Annotated in this window: 7 protein-coding genes and 2 pseudogenes; 1 reads left to right on the forward strand and 8 read right to left on the reverse strand. The window is 68.7% G+C overall.

Annotated features, from left to right (window positions below; translation table 11 throughout):
- The 6 genes and pseudogenes from E1269_RS31480 to E1269_RS31505 form a co-directional block, all read right to left on the reverse strand.
- Window positions 1-311 (reverse strand): annotated as a pseudogene (locus tag E1269_RS31480) (hypothetical protein); the annotation flags it as partial.
- A gap of 6 nt (window positions 312-317) precedes the next feature.
- Window positions 318-971 carry a fumarylacetoacetate hydrolase family protein gene (locus E1269_RS31485; RefSeq protein WP_162606715.1) on the reverse strand — a complete coding sequence of 218 codons (654 nt, stop codon included), beginning with the start codon at window positions 969-971 and terminating at the stop codon, window positions 318-320.
- 175 nt (window positions 972-1,146) lie between these two features.
- Window positions 1,147-2,337, reverse strand: a complete 1,191-nt coding sequence (locus E1269_RS31490; RefSeq protein ID WP_131902124.1) for a serine hydrolase domain-containing protein — start codon at window positions 2,335-2,337, stop codon at window positions 1,147-1,149.
- 12 nt (window positions 2,338-2,349) lie between these two features.
- Window positions 2,350-3,924: a D-alanyl-D-alanine carboxypeptidase/D-alanyl-D-alanine endopeptidase gene (dacB, locus tag E1269_RS31495; protein ID WP_162606716.1), complete on the reverse strand. Its 1,575-nt coding sequence runs from the start codon at window positions 3,922-3,924 to the stop codon at window positions 2,350-2,352.
- A 47-nt stretch (window positions 3,925-3,971) separates the two neighbouring features.
- Window positions 3,972-4,208: a hypothetical protein gene (locus E1269_RS31500; RefSeq protein ID WP_131902128.1), complete on the reverse strand. Its 237-nt coding sequence runs from the start codon at window positions 4,206-4,208 to the stop codon at window positions 3,972-3,974.
- Between the two features lie 299 nt (window positions 4,209-4,507).
- Entirely contained in the window at window positions 4,508-5,728 is a 1,221-nt protein-coding gene (locus E1269_RS31505) for a serine hydrolase domain-containing protein (protein WP_131902130.1), read from the reverse strand.
- A 1,415-nt stretch (window positions 5,729-7,143) separates the two neighbouring features.
- Between E1269_RS31505 and E1269_RS31510 the strand changes: the two genes are divergently transcribed.
- The gene (locus E1269_RS31510; protein WP_131902132.1) at window positions 7,144-7,797 is read left to right on the forward strand and encodes a dihydrofolate reductase family protein; all 654 of its coding nucleotides are present in this window, start codon (window positions 7,144-7,146) and stop codon (window positions 7,795-7,797) included.
- 131 nt (window positions 7,798-7,928) lie between these two features.
- Here E1269_RS31510 and E1269_RS31515 read toward each other — a convergent pair whose 3' ends face one another.
- Window positions 7,929-8,774, reverse strand: a complete 846-nt coding sequence (locus E1269_RS31515; protein ID WP_162606717.1) for an IclR family transcriptional regulator — start codon at window positions 8,772-8,774, stop codon at window positions 7,929-7,931.
- Window positions 8,775-8,827: 53 nt separating this feature from the next.
- Window positions 8,828-8,990: pseudogene (locus E1269_RS34525) on the reverse strand (peptide ABC transporter ATP-binding protein); the annotation flags it as partial.

Consider the following 8,990-nt stretch of genomic DNA (forward strand, 5'->3'; position numbering starts at 1 on the left):
GGGTGGGAGGCCGCGGGGCTGGAAGTCTCTGGTCGGGTCGAGGGTGAGCTCGCGCAGTAGTTCGCCGGTGTGCCGGTCGATGATCCGGATGTGTAGGTCGTCGACGAGCAGAGTGTCCTGGTGCCGGACAGGGCGCGGCCGATGCCGACGTGGTGCAGGCGGCTGTTGTGCCGCAGGGTGACGGTGCCGGCCTTGTCGACCTTGTCGTGGCGGACCCGCCAGTGCGGGTCGATGTACGGGCCGGTGGCCACCGGGGCGCCGATCGTCGCATTCGTGCCGCGACCGCTCGCGGTCCTTGGCTTGTCAGTCACAACGATCTACTCCTCACTATTCATGGTGGACAGCTCCCGCTTTCGGGGTGTCGGTCGGAATGAGGCTGCCGGTCGCCGGCCAGGATCTCCGTCCGCGCACTGTTCCCTTGGCCAAGTCACGGCTTCGCGGCGCTCCTTGACACAGCGCGTGTGTAGGCGGCCGATGCCGTCGATGGTGGTGACGAGCTCGTTGCCGGGTCGCAGCCCAGACTTCGGGTGTGCTGCCGGCACCGACCCCGCCGGGGTCGAGTGCCGCATGACCACGCCGTCGACCGTGCAGCTGATGTCGAGACTGGACGCTCCGGCCGGCAGCTCGTCCGGTGTGACCAGGGTCGGACAACGGGCGTCGTGGCCTCGAACGTCTTGCCGGACAGGAACTCGTGGGTGCGGCGCTGCCAGTTGTGCACCCGTCACGTCGTTGACGACCGTGTAGCCGGCCACGACGTCGAGCGCGCTGCCCACCGGGAGGTGCGGGGTCGCCGCGCCAATGACGACGCCGAGTTCGGCCTCCCAGTCCACGGCCTCGCTCACGGTCGGCAGCACGACCGGATTTTGCTCGCTGATGAGGGCACCGTCGTACTTGGCGAGGAGCGGTGGGTGGCGCGGCGTCGGCCGGCCCGTCTCGGCGATGTGGGTGGCGTAGTTGAGCCCAACGCACACGATCTTGTTCGGACGCGGGACCAGCGTGGCGTAGGCGGTCTCGCTCTGGTGCTCGATCGGCTAACCGGAGCGAGCGAGGTCCCGCCGGTTCGGGTCCGCCTGAAGCTGCTGACGCGTTGCGCGGCGAACCGGTCCACCTGAACGGTTGGGATCGTCTGAGCGACACCGAGCCGGCTCACTCTTGGGTGATGATCTCTCGTTCCCGCGTGACGATGGCGTCGATGGACTTGTCGTCGTAGTTGCTGAGGACCACCGCTACCCAGTCAAGGTCCTGGAAGTCGTCGAGCCGGGTCGCTCGCCCGGGGCCGCCGCCAGAACGCGTGAAGATGTGGCGTCTGCCGAACACGTCGTGCATGAACCCGTATCCGACGAACCAGTGGCTGAGGCCGGGGTCCCTCGGGGCGACGGGCACCCCACTGCCGGTGGCCAGGCTGAGGAAGTCGAGATCCAGCAGCTTCCCGCTCCGCAGCGCGGTGATGAACCGGAACAGGTCAGAGGCGGTGGAGTACAGGCCGGTGTCGGGTCCGTCGACGAACTTGAACTGCGGGGTGGTGGTGAAGTCGACCCGGTCGCCGGACGGTTGGGTCCAGTAGGGGTGGGCGATGTCGGGGTTGCCGAGCACCTGGGGCCGGGTGTAGAAGTCCGTGCGGCTCATTTCGGCCGGCGTCAGGATGTGCTGGCGCACGTACTCGAAGAAGGGCTGTTCGGACACCGCGGCCACGATCGCGCCGAGCACCCAGTAGCCGTCGTTGCTGTACGCGTAGCTCGTTCCCGGTATGAAGTCCGTCTCGGGTATCTGCCGGATGATGCCGAGGGTTTCGTCCCAGACCTCTTCGACGCTGTCCCACTCCCCGCCAGGCGGCGCGCCGTTGCCGGTGGCTGGCCGGCCGATGCCGGAGGTGTGGGTGAGGAGTTGGTGGATGGTGACCGTGTCGGCGACTCCGGCCGGGAAGCCGTCGAGGTAGGTGCCCAGTTTCTCGTGGTAGGCCATCTTGCCCTCGAACACGAGCTGGGAGATCGCCAGGCCGGTGAAGGCCTTGGTGATCGACCCGAGGTTGAAGATCGTGTCCGTCCGGTTGGGGATCGACTTCTGCTGGTCGGCCATGCCGTGGGACCGGGACAGGACGGTACGGCCGCGGTGGGCCAGCAGCACAGTGCCGGAGAAGACGTCGGCTGCGGCCTGCTGCGCCACGAGCCGGTCGAACGCGCCGCCGGGTAACAGGTCGGCAGGCACATGGCCGCCGCGGGAGGGGGTGGCGGGCGGCCCAGCGTAGGCCACCGCCGAGGTGGCGACAGCGGCACTGGACACAATGGACGCCGCACCCATGGCGCGGAGGACGGATCGCCGGGATGGCAAGGGATTCATAGCATTGTCCTTTCAGGACTGTGACAGGTACACGGTGGTGGCGAGCTCACCCAGCACCTCACCCGTCAGGTGGTACTGGCTTTCGGGTGAGTCGGTGGGCAGATACACGAACTCCGCGAAGGCGATCGAGCGCCCGTCGGGGAGGTCGATGTACCCGGCGAGCGCGCTGCTGACCGACCGCGTGCTGCCATGGCTCAGGCTGGTGCCGGTCTTGGCGTGGACATGGCCGGCCGCCGGCGAGTCCACCTGCACATTGGCGAGCGTCCCGTCCCGGCCCATGATCGGCAGTGCGGACCGGAACCGCGGGAAGTACGACTGGCGCCACAGGTGGCTCAGGAACCCGATGAAGAAGTCCGACGTGTACAGGTGGTCCTGCTCGCTCACCGAGTCAGGGTCGAGACCGGCCTGTTCGTAGAGTCGCCGCCGGCGCGCTTCGTAGGCCGCCACGGGGTTGTCGGGTTCGCCGTCCGCCACGGCGCCAACGATGTACGGCCAGGCGACCGCATGCGGGTTCGAGCTGACCTTGAGCATGCCCATCAGCTGCTCCGGAAGTGGCAGCGACACGTGCTCGGCCAACCGGTTCCGGTCCGGGTGGTGCGCAGCCGGGGCCGGCGTGACATCCCTGACGCTTGCCTCGATGCCGCTGTCGCGTAGCGCCTGGGCGAACGCCGTCTGGGCGAACCGGACCGGGCTCGGCACGTAATAGGCGCGGAACAGGTGCGGCGTGTCCACGGGGATGTCGCCGGTGAGGGTCACGGTTCGGGTGCCGTCCGGGTTCGCGGTGTCGCCGGTGAACGCGAGGTTTCCTGGACCTGGTGTGCCGGAGGCCGCGATCGTCCGCACCTCGTTGACCACGCGCACGTAACCGATGTCCGGAGACACGTGCAGCACGGCCGGCGCGCCGGACGCGGCGCCAGGCGTGACGGTGACGTCGACGACGTTGTCGTTGACCATCATCGGCGAGACCGTGATCGGGATGCCGCCGTTGCCGATGTTCTCCGGCGCCTCGCGGAACAGTGACACGTCCACCAGGACTCTGCCGGTGACGCGCCTGATGCCGCGGGCGGCGACCTCACCGGCGATCTCCCGGAGCACCGCGAGCGGATCGCCTGGGGCGGCCGCCGCGCCCGGCGTCGTGCCGTAGGTGTGGTCCGGGTCCGGCAACGCCAGCGTGCCGTCGGGTCGCATGCGGCCGCCGATCAGCAGGTCGCATCCGGCCACCAGCACGAGGTCGCCGTGCAGGACACCGCGGGACACGGGGCCGGTGCGGTAGACCCGCGTGCGGAAGCGGTGGCCGGGGGCCCCGAGCGCCTCGAACGCGGTGCCGGCGACGAAGACCTTGTATGCCGACCCGGCGACGAACAGCTCGCCCGGATTCATCGAGTAGACGCGCTTTTCGTCGTCCAGCGAGTGGAACGCCATAGCCCAGCGGGCGCCCTGGAACTCGGGGCGGCCGATGATCCGCTGGATCGCGGCGTCCAGTGCCGGGTCGTCGGCCGGTTGGCGGCCGGTACGCGCGTGTGCGGTCCCGGACGAGGCCAGCACGCCGGTCGCGGCGAGAGGAGCGGCGCCCAGCAGGGCGAGCATGGATCGCCGAGACGGTCTGGGTTGCGGCAACATTGCGGAATCCCCTTTCAGGCGGGTGGGCAGAGCACGGCTTCGGCCGCGGCGTCGAGGTCGAGGTTGAACGACTTCGAGGCGTCCTGGACGGTCACTGTGGCGGACACACTGAACTGGCGGCTGCCGTCGGTGGAGGTGTAGGTCTTGGTGATTGAGCCTCTGCGGCGGAACCGTGACGTCCAGCCGAGGCGTCGGACCCGGCCGGTGAGCCCTTCGGTGATCATGCCGAGCAGGACGTAGCGAGGCCCCACCCCGCTTGGCGCCCCTCGACTGGAATCGGGTCCAAGCGACGTAGGAGGACACGGTGTAGCCAGGGGCACCGAACCTTTCGACAGAGTCCTTGACGCGCGCCGGCACGGCGTCTATGGGTTGGTCGAGGTCGATGTGCTCGACGAATGGTTGGCGAGCTTCAGGCCGGTCTGCAGTAGACCTCGCATCGGTTCCCTTCGGGGTCGTAGAAGTACAAGCCGGCCGCGTTCCGTGTGTGACAACCATGTCCAACTGCACGCCGCACTCGCGAAACAGCCTGATCGCCGCCCCGATGTCCTTGTCAGGCGCTGTCGACGATGAGCTCCCGGGCGAGGTTGACGATGGGCTTGACAGTGGTCGGCGTGTCGCCGTAGTTGGTGACGACCACGGTCACCCAGTCCAGGCCGGGGAAGATGTCGAGGTTGGCACCCGCTCCGGGCCCGCCGCCGTCGTTGCCGTAGATCCGCTGGCCGCGGTAGACGTAGTCGTGGCACCCGTAACCGGTGAAGAGGTGCGAGGCGGTCTCGTCGCGCGCCGGCGACTTGGGCAGCTTGCCGCGGGTGGCGATGTCGGTGAACGACCGGTCGAGCAGTTCGTCGTCCTGCAAGGCGGTGGCGAAGTGGAGCATGTCCTCGACGGTGGAGTACGCGCCGCCGTCCGGGCCGCCCACGAATGGGAACTGCTCGCCCATGGTGAAGTCGAAGCGCTGCCCGTCCGGGCCGAGCGGGTACTGGTGCGCGATGTCGCGGTCGCCCTGGACCTGGGGCCGCGTGTAGTAGTCGGTGTCGCGCATGCCGGCGGGCTGGAAGATGTGCTGGCGCACGTAGTCGTAGAAGTAGTCCTCGCCCGACACCGTCGCCACGATGGCACCGAGCAGCCAGAACGCATCGTTGCTGTAGCTGTTGCCGTTCCCCGGGGGGAACTTGGTGGTGGGGATCTCGCGGATGGCGCCCAGCACGCCGTCCCACACCACCTCGAGGCTGTCCCATTCTGACGGGATGCCGACGTCCGGGCCGGTGGCGTCGCGACCCACCCCGGACGTGTGCGTGAGTAGCTGGTGGAGGGTGGCGCCGGCCGGTTCGGCGGCGAATCCGTCGAGGTGGCCGCCGAGCGTGTCGTGGATTCCCAGCTCACCCTTGGCCGCCAGCTGCATGACGGCCAGCCCGGTGAAGATCTTCGTCACCGACGCCAGGTTGAAGATGGTGTCCGGGCGGTTGGGGATGTCGCGGTCCTTGTCGGCCATGCCGTGCGACCGGGTCAGCACGGGGTCGCCTCGGTAAGCGATGAGCACGGTGCCGGAGAACTCGTCGCGTGCGGCCCGTTCGGCCACGTACCGGTCGAGCTGGCCACCTGGCCGCAGCGTCTGTGGGACGCGGCCCTTCTCGGCGGACCGGGCGGGCACGACGGCGCTGGCCGCCGGCGACGCGGCCAGCACGCCGGCGGCCACGACCGGCGCGGCTCCGAGTGCGCGCAGGAGCGACCGTCGCGACGGCTCGCGGTATCCCGATGGCTGGTGAGTCATGACGCTGTTTCCTCTCGTAGGCGGGGGTGCTCAGCGGTTCGGGAAGGTGCATCGTGCGTCATGCTGCAGCCGGCGGCCGTGAACCGCCCGATCGCCGCTCCAGGCCTGCTGGCACCGCCGGCCCGGTTCCTTGAGGTCGCACCTGCGACGCCCGATTCGAGCCAGCCCACGCCGGCGGACGTCGCTCCCATCGCACTGAGCATCGATCGTCGGGTCAGCTTCATCGGTCCGTCATCCCTCTGTTGCGAGCCGCACCGGTGAGTCGTGCCGGCGAGTCACTGCTGTCGACCGTCCCGGTGTTCGATGAGACGTCTTTAGGACGTGTCTAAGAGCACGCCAAGAATGCTGCTGACAGCTGGCAGGTATCTGTGGAGCTTCCCTGTCCCCGGGACTACCTGGCTTGCGTGGCCCCCACCGAGGACGAGGTCATCGAGCCGCCGACGAGGGGGACGGCGGGCACAGTGTGCAGGCTACGTCGGCCCCGAGCCGACTCCGAGGCGTATCCCTGGGTGGGCGTCGCCGGCCTGATCGTGGACTTGGAGCCCCTCGCTCGTCCCGACCGGAGTGGCAGCCCAACGCATCGGGATCAACCGCACGACCCCTGACTCGCTGGTGGAAACAGGGCATCGTCACGCCCGCCATGGTGACCGCCGGAGGACATGGCCGATGGGACGTCGACGACCTGATCGAGCAGCTCCGGCGAAACCGGCGCCGCAGCGACTAAACCTCGCGCACCCATCGAGGGGCAAGGCGAGCCGCTAGCCGTGTTCTCTCGTTCCTGCGCGGCGCTAGCGTGCTCTGGTCGGTACCGGATCGGGAGGAGCTGGCCGTGGCATCGTTCGACCTGCAGACGCTCCTCGCCGCCGTTCACGCATCGCTGCGCAGGGAGTGGCGGGCTCCGTGAGTACGGGCGGTACACGTCGACCTACCGACACCCAGCCCCCGCGCGACCTGACGCTGCGGGAACCCGTCCGCCACCAGCCGACGGATCAACGCCCAACCCTCCACCGAGATCACCCATCCAATCTGTCTGGGTGGCCTCATTTTCAAGCGTCGCTATGGCCTCATTCTCGAGCGTCGCCGACACCCGAGTACTCCCGCACCGCTACAGCGTGGGGCCTCTGGTCAGCGGCGTGACGGCGCCACAAGTGGCTGACTGCGCGGACGGGGCTTCTGGGCGGCTGCGGCTTAGAGATCGCGCGGGTAGGGATCGTCGTTGCGAGCGTCGCATCCGTGGGATGCCTCGCAGGGGCGCGGGCGCGAAGGCATGCTGGGCGCACGTCGAGTGCTCCGCAACGCGGTTTCGTGGGGTGTACTGGCGAGGCGATGGGTTTCTCCTTACCCCACAGCGCGGCCGATGAGTTTGTGGCTCCCGGCCGGTCAAAGCTCGTGACACCCAAGGAAAGGACACCGCCATGTCAGAGCTTCTTGTCGACTTCATCACCTCCCTCGACGGCAACGCATCGGGAGAGGGCTGGCCCGGGTGGTGGGGCCTCGAGGGCCCGGAGTACCTCGCATGGGACGGCAAACAGCCCGAGGTCACCTACCTGATGGGAGCGAACACCTACCGCCAGATGTCGGGCTTCGCCGCCGGCGTGGTCCCGAATGGCCAAGACGAGTTCAGGCCCGAAGAAGAGGCGTCTGTCGACGAGCTCACGCAAGCGTCCAAGGTGGTGTTCTCCTCCTCACTCGAGGAGCCACTGACGTGGGCCAACTCCACGCTCGTCCGCGACGACGCCGTCGAGGCGGTCCGCGCCATGAAGGAGAACGGCTCGGGGCTCCTCAGCACGATCGGCAGCCTCAGCCTGTGCCGGTCCCTGCTACGAGCCGGACTCGTCGACCGCTTCCGAGTCGTGATTTTCCCGGTGATCACCGGGGCCACGGGCGCAGAACGCATCTACGACGGCTACCCGGACGTCGCCCTCGAGATGCTCGAGCACCGCACCTTCGACGGCCGCATCCAGCTGGTCGAGTACAAGCCCCGCGTGCTCGAGCACCCGCCGCTCGGCGCTCTGCAGCGCCACCGAACGCATACGAAGGCACTAAGTCATCGGCACTCGACCCCATGATCGTCCAGGATCCGGTGTGCCCCAACACCACGGGTCCTGGACGGGACGATCAACGGCAGCTCGCCATGATCGCTGACGGTCGGAGTATGGCGTGTGAGCTCGCCTCGACGGTTCGGCGCCTGGGGTGCGCGTCAAGCCCGAGCGGGACGCAGCGACCGGTGCACGCTCCGCAGAGCGGCGACCGCGTCGCCGTCGGCGGCCAGGTCGGCGGCGGTGTCCTGCAGTCGCTCGAGATAGCCCTGACGGCGCTCGAGCCCGAACTCTCCGGACGGGCCCGACACGCTGACCGCCGCCAGGCATGCGCCCCCGACCTCGACCGGGATCGCGACGCAGCGCAACCCGACGCTGTTCTCGTTGTCATCGAGCGCGTAGCCGCGACGCCGCACCCGCGCCAGTTCGCGCTTGAGTTCGTCCAAGGTGACGATGGTCCGGTCGGTGTGCCGCGGAAACGGCTCGGGCGGCAGGTGGTCGGTCAGCCCGTGCTCCGACCGCGACAGCAGCAGCTTCCCCAGTCCCGTGCAGTAGGCGTACTCGCGCGTGCCGACACTGGCGCGGTAGTGGATCGGCCGTTCCGGCTCGTGCACGCCGACGTGGAGGACCTGGTCGCCGTCCAGCACCGCGAGGTTGGCCGTCTGCCCGGTGCGGTCCGCCAACGGCGCAAGATGGGCGCTGGCGACCCGCGACAGGTCGAGTGCGGAGAGGTAGGCGTTGGACAGCCGGAGCACCTTGTGGCTGAGACGGTAGGCGGGCCGGTCGTCGACGCGGACGATGTAGTCCATCTCGTCCAGCACGGCGAGCAGGCGCACCAGCGTGCTCTTCGGCAACCCGGCAGCGTCGCCGATTTGACCCAGCGCCTGTGGTTCCGCGCTGCCCGCAAGCAGTTCCAGGAGCGCCAACCCTCGAGCCAAGGCGTTGGCGTGGTAGTTCGCCGAGATCGGCCGGTCGTCGTCGACCGACGGACGTCGTACCGTTCTCACCATTGTGTGTCCCCATCCGTGGTGATCCATATCGGTAGTGAGCAGTGCCGGCGTCACGACGTGGCGCCTGGCAGCACGGGCAGCAGTTGGGGGAAGTGGCAGGCGCTGGGGTGGCCGGTGCCGAGTCGGTCGATCAGCTCGGGCACCTCGTCGGCGCATTTCTGTTGCGCTTTCCAGCAGCGGGTGCGGAACCGGCAGCCCGACGGCGGGTCGGCG

Origin of the sequence: Jiangella asiatica (assembly GCF_004349065.1) — a bacterium.
Taxonomy (GTDB): Bacteria; Actinomycetota; Actinomycetes; order Jiangellales; family Jiangellaceae; genus Jiangella; species Jiangella asiatica.